The organism is Serratia sp. HNCC26DJ206, assembly GCF_057180605.1.
On record NZ_JBXUGP010000024.1, the window covers coordinates 16320 to 30738 of the forward strand.

Annotated in this window: 15 protein-coding genes and 1 pseudogene; 12 read left to right on the forward strand and 4 right to left on the reverse strand. The window is 51.3% G+C overall.

Going from position 1 to position 14419, the window contains the following annotated elements:
* Positions 1-85 precede the first annotated feature (85 nt).
* Positions 86-1519 carry a PTS glucose transporter subunit IIBC gene (gene ptsG, locus AC2A1E_RS16495; RefSeq protein ID WP_484384643.1) on the forward strand — a complete coding sequence of 478 codons (1434 nt, stop codon included), beginning with the start codon at positions 86-88 and terminating at the stop codon, positions 1517-1519.
* A 113-nt stretch (positions 1520-1632) separates the two neighbouring features.
* On the opposite strand, the gene AC2A1E_RS16500 is transcribed toward ptsG, so the two are convergent.
* Both AC2A1E_RS16500 and AC2A1E_RS16505 read right to left on the reverse strand, forming a co-directional pair.
* Positions 1633-2046 (reverse strand): type II toxin-antitoxin system HicB family antitoxin, encoded by a 414-nt coding sequence (locus tag AC2A1E_RS16500; protein ID WP_484384644.1) that lies wholly within the window; start codon positions 2044-2046, stop codon positions 1633-1635.
* A 28-nt stretch (positions 2047-2074) separates the two neighbouring features.
* Complete coding sequence (locus AC2A1E_RS16505) at positions 2075-2254, reverse strand: type II toxin-antitoxin system HicA family toxin (RefSeq protein WP_484384645.1); 180 nt, start codon at positions 2252-2254, stop codon at positions 2075-2077.
* Between the two features lie 261 nt (positions 2255-2515).
* Here AC2A1E_RS16505 and AC2A1E_RS16510 point away from each other — a divergent pair, with 261 nt between their 5' ends.
* From AC2A1E_RS16510 to AC2A1E_RS16555, 10 genes and pseudogenes are all read left to right on the forward strand, one after another.
* On the forward strand, positions 2516-3112 hold the full coding sequence (locus AC2A1E_RS16510) for a GNAT family N-acetyltransferase (protein ID WP_484384646.1): 597 nt from the start codon (positions 2516-2518) through the stop codon (positions 3110-3112).
* Positions 3113-3383: 271 nt separating this feature from the next.
* Positions 3384-3623: pseudogene (locus tag AC2A1E_RS16515) on the forward strand (winged helix-turn-helix transcriptional regulator); the annotation flags it as partial.
* Positions 3624-3769: 146 nt separating this feature from the next.
* Positions 3770-4120, forward strand: coding sequence for a purine nucleoside phosphoramidase (gene hinT / locus AC2A1E_RS16520; RefSeq protein ID WP_484384647.1), 351 nt, complete (start codon positions 3770-3772; stop codon positions 4118-4120).
* 70 nt (positions 4121-4190) lie between these two features.
* Positions 4191-4775: a penicillin-binding protein activator LpoB gene (gene lpoB / locus AC2A1E_RS16525; protein ID WP_484384648.1), complete on the forward strand. Its 585-nt coding sequence runs from the start codon at positions 4191-4193 to the stop codon at positions 4773-4775.
* A complete protein-coding gene (locus tag AC2A1E_RS16530) occupies positions 4756-5625 on the forward strand; it encodes a phosphotransferase (protein ID WP_484384649.1) in 870 nt (289 codons plus the stop codon). The genes lpoB and AC2A1E_RS16530 overlap by 20 nt, the downstream gene beginning before the upstream one ends.
* A 32-nt stretch (positions 5626-5657) precedes the next feature.
* On the forward strand, positions 5658-6677 hold the full coding sequence (nagZ, locus tag AC2A1E_RS16535; RefSeq protein WP_484384650.1) for a beta-N-acetylhexosaminidase: 1020 nt from the start codon (positions 5658-5660) through the stop codon (positions 6675-6677).
* 69 nt (positions 6678-6746) lie between these two features.
* Positions 6747-7289: an alpha/beta hydrolase YcfP gene (gene ycfP / locus AC2A1E_RS16540; RefSeq protein ID WP_484384651.1), complete on the forward strand. Its 543-nt coding sequence runs from the start codon at positions 6747-6749 to the stop codon at positions 7287-7289.
* Between the two features lie 332 nt (positions 7290-7621).
* A complete protein-coding gene (locus AC2A1E_RS16545; protein ID WP_484384652.1) occupies positions 7622-8926 on the forward strand; it encodes an NAD(P)/FAD-dependent oxidoreductase in 1305 nt (434 codons plus the stop codon).
* Positions 8927-9297: 371 nt separating this feature from the next.
* A complete protein-coding gene (locus tag AC2A1E_RS16550; protein WP_484384653.1) occupies positions 9298-9834 on the forward strand; it encodes a glycine zipper 2TM domain-containing protein in 537 nt (178 codons plus the stop codon).
* A gap of 450 nt (positions 9835-10284) precedes the next feature.
* Entirely contained in the window at positions 10285-11460 is a 1176-nt protein-coding gene (locus tag AC2A1E_RS16555; RefSeq protein ID WP_484384654.1) for an acyltransferase family protein, read from the forward strand.
* Between the two features lie 304 nt (positions 11461-11764).
* Here AC2A1E_RS16555 and AC2A1E_RS16560 read toward each other — a convergent pair whose 3' ends face one another.
* Both AC2A1E_RS16560 and AC2A1E_RS16565 read right to left on the reverse strand, forming a co-directional pair.
* A complete protein-coding gene (locus AC2A1E_RS16560) occupies positions 11765-12550 on the reverse strand; it encodes a type 1 glutamine amidotransferase domain-containing protein (protein WP_484384655.1) in 786 nt (261 codons plus the stop codon).
* 104 nt (positions 12551-12654) lie between these two features.
* Positions 12655-13329: a type 1 glutamine amidotransferase domain-containing protein gene (locus AC2A1E_RS16565; RefSeq protein WP_484384706.1), complete on the reverse strand. Its 675-nt coding sequence runs from the start codon at positions 13327-13329 to the stop codon at positions 12655-12657.
* Positions 13330-13438: 109 nt separating this feature from the next.
* On the opposite strand from AC2A1E_RS16565, the gene AC2A1E_RS16570 reads away from it, so the two are divergent.
* Entirely contained in the window at positions 13439-14362 is a 924-nt protein-coding gene (locus tag AC2A1E_RS16570) for a LysR substrate-binding domain-containing protein (RefSeq protein WP_484384656.1), read from the forward strand.
* Positions 14363-14419 lie beyond the last annotated feature (57 nt).

A 14419-nucleotide genomic window follows, 5' to 3' on the forward strand; every position in this document is an offset into this window, starting at 1 on the left:
GAATTGCAGGGGTTTTCTCCCCTCCTTGCAGCGCGAAAATTCGCGAGAAGTAGCAAAGCATCATTACTCAGGAGCACACTCAACTATGTTCAAGAACGCATTTGCAAACCTGCAGAAAGTAGGTAAATCGCTGATGCTGCCGGTATCCGTATTGCCTATTGCAGGTATTCTGCTGGGCGTCGGTTCCGCCAACTTTAGCTGGCTGCCTATGGTAGTCTCCCACGTAATGGCAGAAGCTGGCGGGTCTGTATTCGCCAATATGCCGTTAATTTTCGCCATCGGTGTGGCCTTGGGCTTCACTAACAACGACGGTGTTTCCGCACTGGCCGCTGTGGTGGCTTACGGCATCATGGTGAAAACCATGGCCGTGGTTGCTCCGCTGGTTCTGCATCTGCCAGCCGAAGAGATCGCAGCCAAACACCTGGCCGATACCGGTGTGCTCGGGGGGATTATCTCCGGCTCCATCGCTGCCTACATGTTCAACCGCTTCTTCCGCATTCAATTGCCGGAATACCTGGGCTTCTTTGCCGGTAAGCGTTTTGTGCCGATCATCTCTGGTCTGGCGGCGATTATTCTGGGCGTGATTCTGTCCTTTATCTGGCCTCCAATCGGTACGGCTATCCAGACCTTCTCACAATGGGCGGCTTATCAGAACCCAGTGGTTGCGTTTGGTATTTACGGTGTCGTTGAGCGTGCTCTGGTGCCGTTTGGCCTGCACCACATCTGGAACGTACCATTCCAGATGCAAATCGGTGAATTTACTAACGCAGCAGGTCAAGTGTTCCACGGTGACATTCCTCGTTATATGGCGGGTGACCCAACTGCGGGTAAACTGTCCGGTGGCTTCCTGTTCAAAATGTACGGCCTGCCTGCTGCTGCGATTGCCATCTGGCATTCAGCTAAGCCGGAAAACCGCGCTAAAGTCGGCGGTATCATGATCTCCGCCGCGTTGACCTCGTTCCTGACTGGTATTACCGAGCCGATCGAGTTCTCCTTTATGTTTGTTGCGCCGATCCTGTACGTGATCCACGCACTTCTGGCGGGCTTGGCATTCCCAATCTGTATTCTGTTGGGTATGCGTGACGGTACCAGCTTCTCGCACGGTCTGATCGACTTCATCGTACTGAGCGGCAACAGCAGCAAAATCTGGCTGTTCCCAATTGTCGGTATCATTTACGGTCTGGTGTACTACACCATCTTCCGCGTGCTGATTGCAAAACTGGATCTGAAAACTCCTGGTCGTGAAGATACGACGGCTGATCAGGTTACTCAGGGCGGTTCTGAGATGTCTGCAGCTTTGGTTCAGGCATTCGGCGGCAAAGAAAACATCACTAACCTGGATGCTTGTATCACTCGTCTGCGCGTTAGCGTGGCCGATGTATCCAAGGTTGACCAGGCTGGGCTGAAGAAACTGGGGGCTGCGGGTGTTGTGGTCGCAGGTTCTGGCGTTCAGGCCATCTTTGGTACCAAGTCTGATAACCTGAAAACAGATATGGACGAGTACATCCGTAACCACTGATTCAGGCTGGGGAGCTTATGGGGGAGGCCGATGGTCTCCCTTTTTTTGTTTGCAGCTTGGCTGGGTAAACAAAAAGACCAGCCTGAAAGCTGCTCTGGATTATACGGGGGCTGCTACTGGTGGATGCCGCTGATTTGCAACAGCGCAGCTTCAGCTAAAAATGCGGATCGGCTTTTAAATTCTGGATGTGTGGCGACACAGCGGTCGATACGGTCAATTAACGATTTGGGAAGAGTGACGTTAATTTTTTCTGACCCACCAAGCAGACGAGAAACATCAATGTCTACAACAGCCCAAGTATAACCAGCGAATTCAGGATCCTTTGCTAATTTGCCAACACTGGAAACGGCAGGAATATCCTGACCCATTTCTACCATAACTTCGATATGACCATTAATCGCCTCTTTGGCGGCTGAGATAGCTTCATCCAGAGTGTCACCTGCTGAAAAACAACCGGGTAAATCTGGAACGATCACGCCGTATGCATGCTGATCGTCGCCTGCTTCAATTGCAATGGGATAAAACATAATTTAAACCTCTTTCGGGAAAGCAGGATTAAATCCCCGCTTGTTTCCTGATGCTCTTAACCGTGCCTGCCGGTAAATCTTTTTTAGGGTGCGGGATAGTGACTAAGCCTGGCTTAGTCGGGTGAGTGAAATGGTGGTGGCTGCCGTTAACCCTGACCAGAATCCATCCATCTGCAACCACCTCCTTCACAATCTGTTTACTGTTCATCTCCCCACCCTATCTCGTCCTATTGAAAAATAATAACCCCAATAACTCCCAAATGAAAGTATTCTAGGGTTATTGGGGTTATCATCTTTGCTGCTACAAGCCAACCGTCCCTGGATTACTGCTAAGAAAATCAATATAACAGGTTGATAACATTTTAATTTTTTATTGAGAATGGCGGTGAGAATTTCATTTTTTATGGTTTTTCGGTAACGTATTGAGATGCTGCTTTCCCGTTCATTCTGAAGAGGTCTATTGATCAAGATGAATAACCAAGAGAGGCTCGAACCTTTGTCGTTGTTGAGTACTCAGGTGGAGCTGCGGCCATTACAGGCAATTCATCGTGAAGCATTGGTTAATGCGGCTGCGGATGGTGAGCTATGGACGCTGAAGGTGACCGTGGTACCGAATGCTGACACGGTTGATAAATATATCGAGACCGCGCTGGCAGGGCGTGAAGCGGGAACGATGTTGCCGTTTATTATTGTACAGCGTGCTACGGGTCGCATCATTGGCAGCACTCGTTTCTGGAAGCTTGATCGCCTCAATCGCAAAATGGAAATTGGCCATACTTGGCTGAGCCAATCGATGCAGCGCACCGGTATCAATACAGAAGCGAAATATCTGTTGCTGACTTATGCCTTCGAGGTATTACAAGCGGTGCGGGTGCAGTTCACTACTGATGAGTTAAACGAGAGATCCCGTGCGGCGATCCTGCGTATTGGTGCCAAGCAGGAAGGGATCATACGGCATGAGCGAATTATGCCGGATGGTCGTAAACGCAACTCGGTCAGATTCAGCATCATTGATGATGAATGGTATGCAGTGAAAGCCGCATTGGAGCGGATGATGGCGCGTTAATTGTCCACAGAGATCAGTTACAGATTGATGAGTCACCCGATCTGTAACTGCGTGAGCAAGCACCTAGTGTTGAGTCGTCTGCTGCATGGTGTTATGGCCGTCGGTCAGGGCTTTTTCATCGGCGGAAATGCTACCCGAATTCTTGGCCCAGACCCCTTACTGAGTTTTAGTGACCAGTTGGTGAGACGCATTCAGATCCCCATTCAGCCCAAGCCCGCAGGTTTACCGTTCAAACCGACGATAGGTTCCCCACGCCACCATCAATTAACAACTCGATAGACCGGTCCGCTTTAGTGAATTGCAACGAGCGATCGCCCCGATTGCGCAAAAAGAGCTGACGCGCCAACTGCGCCAGTTTGAACAATGTGGTCTTGTCACCCGCAAAGTGTATGCACAAGTGCCTCCACGAGTGGAGTACCAGATTACGCCACTAGGTAAAACGTTGCGTCCAACGCTGGACTCGCTTGCCGAGTGGATGCGTAGCAATGCGCCGCAATTGATTAGTGGCTAGCATAAGCACGGCTGTTCTGATGCGATACCAGCGCTTGTTGAGTAATTCTCCATCACTCAATGCAGGAAATGCGCAATCAGGTTGAAAGCGGTAGAATCTGTCACTCATACTGCGTAAATCTTTTTATATTGCACAAGGAGCTTGAGATGGCCGAAGAAACTATTTTCAGTAAAATTATCCGCCGTGAAATCCCAGCAGATGTGGTCTACCAAGATGAGTTGGTCACTGCATTTCGTGATATCGCCCCACAGGCACCGACCCATATTCTGATCGTGCCGAACGTGCTAATCCCTACCGTGAATGATGTCACTCCCGCGCATGAAGCGGCGTTGGGCCGCATGATCACCGTCGCGGCCAAAATTGCCGAGCAGGAAGGGATTGCTGACGATGGTTACCGCCTGATCGTTAATTGCAATCGCCACGGCGGGCAAGAGGTCTATCATATTCACATGCATTTGGTCGGTGGACGCGTGCTGGGCCCGTTGTTACCACGTTAATTGAACATCACGCACAATCCCTAAACAGTGCGTTGTTTCTTATCAGCTTTGGGTTCCGTTGAGAGGGTTAATGAAAAAGTATCTATTTGTGGCATTGGCTGCGTTAGTGTTGACCGGCTGTCCGTCGCATCCACCAGAACCGCAGCAACCCCCCGTGGTCGTTGAACCGGTTCCACAACCACAACCAGAACCTAAACCGCAACCCCCCGCTCCCGAACCGGTGCCACAGCCGCCGAAACTCCAGCAGCTTGACTGGTTGAGCAGCGTGCAGCCGTTAGTCAATGACATGCTGAAAGCCGATGGCGTAAGCACCGGCAGTGTATTGCTGCTGGACAGCGTCAAAAATAACACCAACGGTGCGTTGCAAATCGCGCAGGCGACTTCTGCCTTGCATCAGGCGTTGGCGTCTAACCAAACCTTCAGCATCGTGCCGGAAGCGCAGTTGGCCAGCGCCAAACAAACGCTCGGCCTGTCAGCGGAAGACAGCCTGGGTTCGCGCAGCAAAGCTATCGGCCTGGCGCGTATCGTCAATGCACAGTACGTGCTGTATAGCGACGTCAGTGGCGACGTAAAGGCCCCGACGATGGACATGCAACTGATGCTGGTACAAACCGGTGAAATCGTCTGGTCGGGTAATGGCGACGTCAAACAGTGAGGCTGAACTTCGGCGCTTAATCAGTCACAGGCTACCGGCGGTCAATACCGCCGGTTGTCGTTTCAGCCCGGTGCAGGGGCTGACCGGTGAAAGCTGGCGGATCGAAGGTGAGGGGATAGATCTGCTGGCACGCCAGCAGACGCAGGATAAGTACGGGCTTGGCGTTAGCCGCCGCCGTGAGGGGCGTTTGTTGCAGCGCTGTGGGGCGGGGGTCGGGCCGCAGATTTTGCTGCAAACGTCTGGCTGGCTGATTGTCCAATGGCTTACAGGCGAAAGCGTTAGTGAATCGTCTTTTCTGGCATTAAATGAAAGTGGCGAACTGGCGGCGTTGATGGCTCAACTGCATCACCAGCCGCTAAGCGGTTATCGGTTGAATCTGCAACAACAGTTTGCCCATTATTGGCAACGGCTTGACCGGCGGCGCATCACCCCTGCCTGGCTAGGTTGGCAACAGGCATTTATGCAACGCACGTCGCCGCAGCCGTTAATGTTGGCTCCGTTACATATGGATGTTCATGCTGGCAATCTGCTGATGCAAGGTGAGCGGTTAAGGCTGATTGACTGGGAGTATGCCGCTGACGGCGATATTGCCCTCGAACTGGCCGCACTGTTTCGTTTCAATCAGTTCTCACCTGCCGCCCAGCAACATTTTTTACGCCACTATGTGCAGCAGGGCTATGCAGATCGGTGGCAACTGGCTGCGCAGATACAACGCTGGCTGCCGTGGGTGGATTACCTGATGCTGATGTGGTTTGAAGTCCGTTGGTGGCAAAGCGGGGATCGGGAGTTTTTGCGCTGGGGCGCAGCTTTATACCGGCGTTTTTGTTTATCATCCCCCTGTTCTCAATGAATTAATCAAGTGAGGTGGCCGTGGGCCCAGTAATGCTAGATGTCGTCGGCTACGAGTTGGACGCAGAAGAACGTGAGATTTTAAAGCATCCTTCGGTTGGCGGCTTGATCCTGTTTACCCGTAATTTCCACGACGCCGAACAGTTGCGTGAACTGGTGCGTCAGATCCGTGCGGCATCCCACGATCGGCTGGTGGTGGCGGTGGATCAGGAAGGCGGACGCGTGCAGCGTTTCCGCGAAGGATTCACCCGTTTACCGGCGGCACAATCGTTCGCGGCGCTCAACGATGCGCAGGAAGGTGGACGGTTAGCTGAGGAGGCAGGGTGGTTGATGGCAGCGGAAATGATCGCCCAAGACATCGATATCAGCTTTGCTCCGGTGCTGGATTTGGGCCATGCCAGCGCGGCGATCGGTGAGCGATCTTTCCACAGCGATCCGCAGCAGGCGTTGGCGATGTCCGAACGTTTTATTCAGGGGATGCACAGCGTGGGCATGAAAACCACCGGTAAGCATTTCCCTGGGCACGGCGCGGTGACGGCGGATTCTCACAAAGAAACCCCGCGCGATCCGCGCCCGCTGGCACAAATTCGTGAGCATGATATGTCGATTTTCCGCGAACTGATTGCCCGTAATCTGCTCGATGCCGTGATGCCTGCTCATGTCATCTATACTGAAGCAGATCCGCGCCCGGCCAGCGGTTCGCCTTACTGGCTGAAACAGATTCTGCGCCAGGAACTGGGTTTTGACGGTATTATTTTCTCTGACGATCTGTCGATGGAAGGGGCGGCGATCATGGGCAGCTACGCTGAGCGTGGTCAGGCGGCGCTGGATGCTGGTTGCGATATGATTCTGGTATGTAATAACCGTGCAGGTGCGGTCAGTGTGTTGGATAACCTGTCCCCGGTCAAAGTAGAAAAACTGAAGCGGTTATATCATCGCGGTCAGTTCACCCGTCAGGAACTGCGCGATTCCGATCGCTGGCAGCAGGCGCACCAGCAGTTGAGCGCGTTGAGCGAACGCTGGGAAGAACACAAACAGCGTTCAGCAGGGTGAATGATTAGGGCGTCGCGTGCGGCGTTAATGATGGGGGCAGGTGGCCCCTAGCTTGTTGCGAGGATCTACATGATTATCTATTTGCATGGCTTCGATTCCAACAGTCCCGGCAATCATGAAAAGGTTTTGCAGTTACAGTTCATCGATCCGGACGTGCGTTTTATCAGTTACAGCACTTTGCATCCACGCCATGATATGCAGCATTTATTGAAAGAGGTGGATAAAGCGGTTCAGCAGGAAGGGGATAACCGCCCGCTGATCTGTGGTGTAGGTTTGGGGGGCTTTTGGGCTGAACGTATCGGTTTCCTGTGCGGAATTCGTCAGGTGATTTTCAACCCGAACCTGTACCCGGAAGAACACATGCATGGCAAGATCGATCGGCCGGAAGAGTATCGCGACATTGCCACCAAATGTGTGGAGGATTTTCGTGAGAAAAACCGCGAGCGCTGTCTGGTGGTGCTTTCCCGCCATGATGAGGTGCTAGACAATCAGCGCAGCGCAGAATTGCTGGGCAAGTACTATGAGATCGTCTGGGACGAACAGCAAACGCACAAGTTCAAAAATATCTCGCCGCATCTGCAACGCATTAAGGCGTTCAAGACTCTCGCGTAACAGTTTTATAACGTTATTTAAGGTCACAATGGCAGCTCCCTAAAGGGCAGCCATTGTGGTTTTTTCGGCTCTTTCACGTCTTTTTCTGTTGGCCAGCGATAAAATTCGAAATTGTGATCGGGGGCTAACTATTTGAATCACAATCCCCAAAAAATCCCTTCGTCCAGCCTTTAACCAAAAAAGTTTGATGTACATCAATTTTGGTATGACCAAATAACCTCTCATGCTATTCTGGCCTCAGATAGCAGGTTTAATTTAAGCGAACTGACTGTATTCTAAGGATATTATTCTTTACCCTTAGATAACAATAGGTTCACATTTAGGGGGTTATTTTGACAACGCCAATGAAGAAAATTGTGATTGTCGGCGGTGGTGCCGGTGGTTTGGAACTGGCGACCAGTCTGGGGCACAAATTGGGCCGCAAGAACAAAGCCGAGATCACGCTGGTGGATCGCAACCACAGCCATCTATGGAAACCGTTGCTGCATGAAGTGGCTACCGGTTCGCTGGATGACGGCGTTGATGCGCTGAATTATCTGGCACATGCCCGTAATCACCATTTCAATTTCCAACTCGGCTCGCTGACCAACATCGATCGTGAAAAACAGACGCTGCAACTGACTCAGATCTGCGATGAGCAGGGCATTGAGCTGGTTCCTGCGCGCGAACTGCGTTACGACATTCTGGTGATGGCGCTCGGCAGTACCTCAAATGATTTCGGGACTCCAGGGGTGAGAGACCACTGTATCTTCCTGGACAACCCGCATCAGGCGCACCGTTTCCATAATGAAATGTTGAACCTGTTCCTGAAGTTCTCGGCCAAACCCGGCGATAAAGAAAGCGTCAACATCGCGATTGTGGGCGGTGGTGCTACCGGCGTTGAACTGTCTGCTGAACTGCATAACGCGGTGAAACAACTGCACAGCTACGGTTTTGAAGGGCTGGACAACAGCGCGCTGAAAGTCACGCTGGTTGAGGCCGGTGAGCGCATTCTCCCAGCGTTGCCACCGCGTATTTCTTCGGCAGCCCACCAGGAGCTGAATAACCTGGGCGTGCGCGTGCTGACCAATACCATGGTGACCAGCGCCGATGAAAATGGCCTGAATACTAAGGGCGGTGAGTTTATCAATGCCGATCTGATGGTGTGGGCGGCCGGAATCAAGGCCCCGGACTTTATGAAAGATATTGCCGGGCTGGAAACCAACCGTATCAATCAGTTAGTGGTAGAGACCACGCTGCAAACCACCCGCGATCCTAACATCTTTGCCATCGGTGACTGTGCTTCTTGCCCGCGTGAAGGCGGTGGTTTTGTACCACCACGAGCACAATCTGCGCACCAGATGGCATCACGCTGCTTTACCAATATTCTGGCGCTGATAAATGGTCAGCCTTTGAAGCCTTATGTGTATAAAGATCATGGCTCACTGGTATCGCTTTCGCGCTTCAGCACCGTCGGCAGCCTGATGGGTAACCTGATGCGAGGTTCGATGATGATCGAAGGGCGCGTGGCACGCGTGGTGTATATCTCACTGTACCGCATGCACCAGGTAGCACTGCACGGCTATACCAAAACTGGCCTGATGATGCTGGTGGGGGGGATCAACCGCGTGATCCGCCCGCGCCTGAAAATGCACTGATACCGCTTTACCGTTTTAGTGAGATCGATAAACCCACGCAGGTTCGCCGCGTGGGTTTTTTTATACTAACGTGCCGCAGAATGAGCGGTAGGTGAGTGATTGACTAGCAGAGAATATGGGGTTACTAGGCAAATATCTTAAGAATTATCTCAAATGATAAGAATTGGTGCGGTTTTCCTGCTATTTGCTCACTGAGTCTTATTGCGGGGGGGCGGATTATTACGCAGACTTCATCTCGTTTACAGACGGCGCGTCGCGCACGCCGTAAACCGGAGACCGCGTACCGCCGATGCGCAGAAGAATAAACGTGGTGCAACGTCGGTAGATTTTCCGGTACAAAATGCGTGGTAACACATTCAGGAGGACTTCCTGTGAACAAATCAATGTTAGCCGGTGTTGGGATTGGGATTGCCGCCGCTTTGGGGATTGCTGCCGTAGCCAGTCTGGACGTGTTTTCTGCCGGTCCGCAATATGCGCAGGTTCTCACCGCAACGCCAATCAAAGAAACGATTAAAACCCCACGTCAGGAATGCCGTAACGTCACGGTTACCCACCGAGCGCCGGTGCAGGATGAGAATCGCATTGCTGGTTCGGTGTTGGGAGCCGTCGCTGGTGGCGTGATTGGCCATCAGATCGGCGGTGGCAGAGGCCGCGATGTGGCAACCGTGGTGGGGGCTTTAGGTGGCGGTTACGCTGGTAATCAGGTTCAAGGGAGCCTACAGAATAATGACACTACCACCAGCACACAGCAGCGCTGCAAAACGGTTTACGATAAATCGCAGAAAATGCTGGGTTATGACGTCACCTACCAGATAGGCAACCAGCAGGGCAAAATCCGTATGGAGCACGATCCCGGCACCCAGATCCCGCTGGATAGAAACGGCCAACTGGTGCTGAACAAGGTCTGAGCTAAACGGTAAAAATTAACCCCATGCCAGCCTGACCCTCTCCTTTGTGGAGAGGGTCAGGCTGAGGGGAATATCACCGCACGAAAAACACCTCACCCCGGCAGCAAACGCCCCCATCGTGACACTATAAACATGTACCTTTCAAGTGATTGCACAGGAAGGGTTCACGCCACTCTTTTATCAATCTTTTTTCTAACCCACCGCCGGTTTACGGATTAATGGTTAATAAAATTAATCACTGGAGGCTATTTTTTTTTGAGTTGTGACAGGAGTGGCATCAAACCATCCTATTTACTAGTACATATATCGACGTTTATTAAAACGGCAAGGAAGCACAAGTGAATGAATTTAAATTAAATTAAGGCTGATGTCGCCAACCTTGGCAGGCCTTGTTGTGGTTCAAGCATAACGCGTATCCACCCTTCTTTAATTTCAGGACAAAAAGATACCATGTCGAAAATCTCCAGCTCTCATAATCGTTTGCTTTCCTTAGATGTTCTACGAGGTATGACAATCGCAGGAATGATTCTGGTCAATAACCCGGGTTCTTGGAGCTACGTTTACGCTCCTCTCGGCCATGCTTCTTGGCATGGGCTGACGCCAACCGATCTGGTTTTCCCATTCTTCATGTTCATTATGGGCATCTCTACGTATATTTCTCTCCAGAAAAGCCAGTTCTCCGCCAGTTCAGCGAACATAACCAAAATTCTGACCCGTACCTTGGTTATCTTTATGATTGGGTTACTGATTGCCTGGTTTGCCCTTTTTCTCAGAACCTCCTACAAGCTTACCGCTGAGGGAGTTGAATTCTGGCAACGACTAGGGCCTTCACTGTGGAATTTTGAGCATATCCGTATTTTAGGGGTGATGCAGCGCTTGGCTATCTGTTATGCAGCCACCGCAATCATTGCCCTTTTGGTCAACCATAAGTACATCCCGCATATCATCGTCACGCTCCTGTTGGGATATTTTGCAATTTTGCTTGCAGGCAATGGGTTTGAGCAAAGTGAGCAAAATATTATTTCGCGACTCGACCAGGCCGTTCTCGGCGTCAACCACATGTATAAAGATGCCGGACTGGCGATTGACCCTGAAGGTTTGCTGAGCACGCTCCCGGCGATCGCCCATGTCCTGTTAGGTTTTTATTGCGGCAAAATACTTTCACGCACCAAGGATATTCAGCAGAAAGTACAAACGTTATTTATCATAGGCACCAGCCTGACCTTCATCGGCTTTTTACTCAGCTATGGTTGCCCGATCAATAAAAAGATCTGGTCGCCCACTTTTGTATTGGTGACTTGTGGCTTAGCCGCATCTTTCCTCGCATTACTCATGTGGATTATTGATATTCAGGGCAAGGTAACCTGGAGTCGCCCTTTTGAAGCGTTCGGTATTAACCCACTGTTTATCTACGTCAACGCGGCTTTTCTTTCTTTGCTGCTAAACACTATCCCATTTGGCAGTTACGATGCGTTGGTCACGATTCACCAGTTAGTCTACGAAGGATTGTTAAGACCCGTATTAGGTGACTACCCGAGTTCACTGGCTTACGCCTTGCTGTTCCTTTGCGTCAACTGGTCTATCAGTTCAATGCTATATCGCCGGCAAATCTATATCAAAATCTGACCAGTGCTATGCCCATAGCGCATACTGGAGCATAGAGACCGGTGGGAGTGATGATCCCTAATGCCGGTCAGTTAAGCGTAAAACCGCATAATTATGCGCAATGGCTAAAGACGTCGCCCCCTCTCCCTGTGGGAGAGGGCCGGGGTGAGGGGCTTGTCGTGCGGTGATCGCCCCCTCATCCTGGCCCCAAGGGAATGGGTTAGCCTTAGCTGACAAGTATTATGAACTCATCCCACGCATTTATGCGTTCAACGGTACGCTATCCTGCAAAGCTCCATCTGTAGCACCATTAGTGCGTGGTCATTTAGTGCCCATTTTGTAACTGTGTTAACAACGCTTTGGTTAGAGCATGGTCAGAGAATGGGTTTTGACCTGTGATCAACTCACGATCAACAACGACATTCGGTGACCAGGCCTTTGCCTGCGTCAACTCGCCGCCAGCAGTTACCATGGCTTTGGCCGGGTAATAACGGATCTTATCTCCCTTCAGCGACTCCTCAAAAACCCGCTCTTCTTCATCTGCAAAAATAGTCATGCGGTATCCCTGATATATCCAGTTCTTCGCCTGTGGCGTTTTGCCATCAATCAACCCAGCTTCAAAATCCTGCGGATCGTCTTGTGCTGCGAGCAGGGTAATCGGGCCGTGGCAGATAGCCGCTGTGGGCTTGCTTGCAGAGTGAAAATACTTCAGCAACTCGCCCACCTGCGGGTTATTGGCGAGGTCGATCAGCGGCGCATGGCCCCCAGGGATCAAGAGACCTGCATATTGAGAGAGGTCACTGGCAAGTACGTCAGTCAGTTTCTGCGGCTTGTTAATTCCGGGGAGGTTTGCCACCACCGATTGAATGCGCAGCATTTCTGTACGATTACCTCCAAAATAGAGTGGGTCAACCGAACGTTGATCGACGCTCGGTGCCTGACCATTGGGTGTAACCAGTACCAGTTCATATCCCGCTTTTTGCAGGCCATCTGCCGGCACGCCAAATTCATTGAGGTAATATCCGGTCGGATAGGTTTTTCCCCCTTTAAGCGGTAACTGGTTTTCGCCTGAAAGCAGTACCAGTATCCGCCCATGGGTTTCTGCCGCCAAGGCGGTGGCACTTATACCCAGGCAAAGTAACAGTGCAGTAATATATTTAGCTAATCGCATAACAAATATCCGAGTCAGTAAGGTTTTATAATGGCCAGAGTTGCTTAGAGCAATTTTAACAATGCTTCAGCCGTAGCATCTGAAGACGCCGGGTTTTGCCCGGTAATCAACAAACCATCTACCGCGACGTGGCTCTGCCAGTTTTCGGCACGGCTATAGTGGCCTCCGTTAGCCTTGAGCATATCTTCTACCAGGAAGGGGACGACCTGAGTCAGCTTTACAGCTTCTTCTTCACTGTTGCTAAAACCCGTGACCTGTTTTCCCATTACCCATGGTTTGCCTGCCGCGTTTTTGGCATGACGCAGTACCGCAGGCGCGTGACACACCGCCGCCACCGGTTTGCCCTGTGCCAAGAATTGTTCTATCAGTGCAATAGAGTGGGCATCTTCTGCCAAATCCCACAATGGACCATGGCCGCCGGGGTAAAACAGTGCATCAAAATCATTGGCGCTAACATCCTGCAGTTTCAGGGTATTTCCCAGAGTTTGCTGCGCAGTAGCGTCTTGAGCGAACCGATCAGTGGACGTCGTTTGTGCATCCGGCTGGTTGCTTTTTGGATCAAGAGGTGGCTGGCCCCCTTTGGGGGAGGCCAGAGTAATGTCTGCACCCGCATCGCGGAAAACATAATAAGGTGATGCAAACTCTTCCAGCCAAAAGCCGGTTTTTTGGCCCGTGTTGCCCAACTTGTCGTGCGAGGTCAGTACCATCAGGATTTTCATCATTTTCTCCGTTGAGCGCCGTAGCGCATGAATAAGTTAACTGGAGATCAGCTTAGGCTATTCGCTATAATTCTAAAAATTAAGAATTTTCATTTCTGGTATTCAAAAAATGAATATATCTAGCAAAGACCTTAACCTGCTGCTGTTTTTCCATGTGCTTTACCAGGAACGTAACGCCTCACAAGCTGCGGCGCGGATGTCTCTGAGTCAGCCGGCAATGAGCCATAAACTCAACAAGTTACGGCATGAGTTTGGCGATCCGCTTTTTGTCAGGGCACCACGTGGGCTGGCCCCTACGCCACTAGCCCATCAAATTGCTCCCCAGGTTCAAAAGCTGGTTGAAGATATCGAGACGTTTTACGATCAATGTGAGGGGCGCGATTTTCTTGCGCGGGCAGAACATATCCATATTTATACGACCGATTACATGGAGCAGATTCTGTTGCCGGGGTTATTACCGATATTGCGACAAGAGGCCCCTAATCTGGTGCTGATAACCCATAACACGCGGGGAGTATTGCCGCGTGAAGAGCTTGAGAAGGGCACCTGTGACTTAGCTATTGCGGGTTTTTATGAGCAACTTCCAGATACTTTTCATCAGCAGCGTCTGTTGAGCGAAGACTTTGTGGTGTTGGCCGCCGCAGGGCACCCTTTGCTGCATGAAGGACTTGATCTGAACACCTATCTGGCTTGCGAGCACGTTCTGACAACGTTGACCGGCGATCTGAACGGGCTGGTTGATCGTGAGTTGCAGCGTCAGGCATTGGCTCGGAAAGTGGTCGCCGGGCTGTCCAGTTTTCTTGCGCCAAGCCGCTTGATCAGGGGAAGTGAATTGCTGCTCACCTGCCTGCGCTCGTTGGGCGAAGAGGCCGTTGCGCACGATCCTGAACTGCGTATTTACCCGCTACCGCTGGTTTTACCGAGCATCGACATGATGCAGATCTGGCATGAACGAACACATAGCGATCGGTTACGCCGCTGGTTGCGTCTGAAAATTCAGCAGCATGCACAAGTTCTAGCATGCACGAAGTGATTTTGTGTAGAAGCATCCCCCAGACGAATGCAGCAAAAAGCATCTGGGAGCTATAAC

Coding starts and splice junctions, on each gene's coding strand:
- AC2A1E_RS16555 (WP_484384654.1), top strand. CDS start 10,285: ATGTCGAAAATCTCCAGCTCTCATAATCGTTTGCTTTCCTTAGATGTT.
- AC2A1E_RS16530 (WP_484384649.1), top strand. CDS start 4,756: ATGGCGACGTCAAACAGTGAGGCTGAACTTCGGCGCTTAATCAGTCAC.
- hinT (WP_484384647.1), top strand. CDS start 3,770: ATGGCCGAAGAAACTATTTTCAGTAAAATTATCCGCCGTGAAATCCCA.
- AC2A1E_RS16505 (WP_484384645.1), bottom strand. CDS start 2,254: ATGAACAGTAAACAGATTGTGAAGGAGGTGGTTGCAGATGGATGGATT.
- nagZ (WP_484384650.1), top strand. CDS start 5,658: ATGCTAGATGTCGTCGGCTACGAGTTGGACGCAGAAGAACGTGAGATT.
- AC2A1E_RS16565 (WP_484384706.1), bottom strand. CDS start 13,329: ATGAAAATCCTGATGGTACTGACCTCGCACGACAAGTTGGGCAACACG.
- AC2A1E_RS16510 (WP_484384646.1), top strand. CDS start 2,516: ATGAATAACCAAGAGAGGCTCGAACCTTTGTCGTTGTTGAGTACTCAG.
- ycfP (WP_484384651.1), top strand. CDS start 6,747: ATGATTATCTATTTGCATGGCTTCGATTCCAACAGTCCCGGCAATCAT.
- AC2A1E_RS16570 (WP_484384656.1), top strand. CDS start 13,439: ATGAATATATCTAGCAAAGACCTTAACCTGCTGCTGTTTTTCCATGTG.
- AC2A1E_RS16500 (WP_484384644.1), bottom strand. CDS start 2,046: ATGTTTTATCCCATTGCAATTGAAGCAGGCGACGATCAGCATGCATAC.
- ptsG (WP_484384643.1), top strand. CDS start 86: ATGTTCAAGAACGCATTTGCAAACCTGCAGAAAGTAGGTAAATCGCTG.
- lpoB (WP_484384648.1), top strand. CDS start 4,191: ATGAAAAAGTATCTATTTGTGGCATTGGCTGCGTTAGTGTTGACCGGC.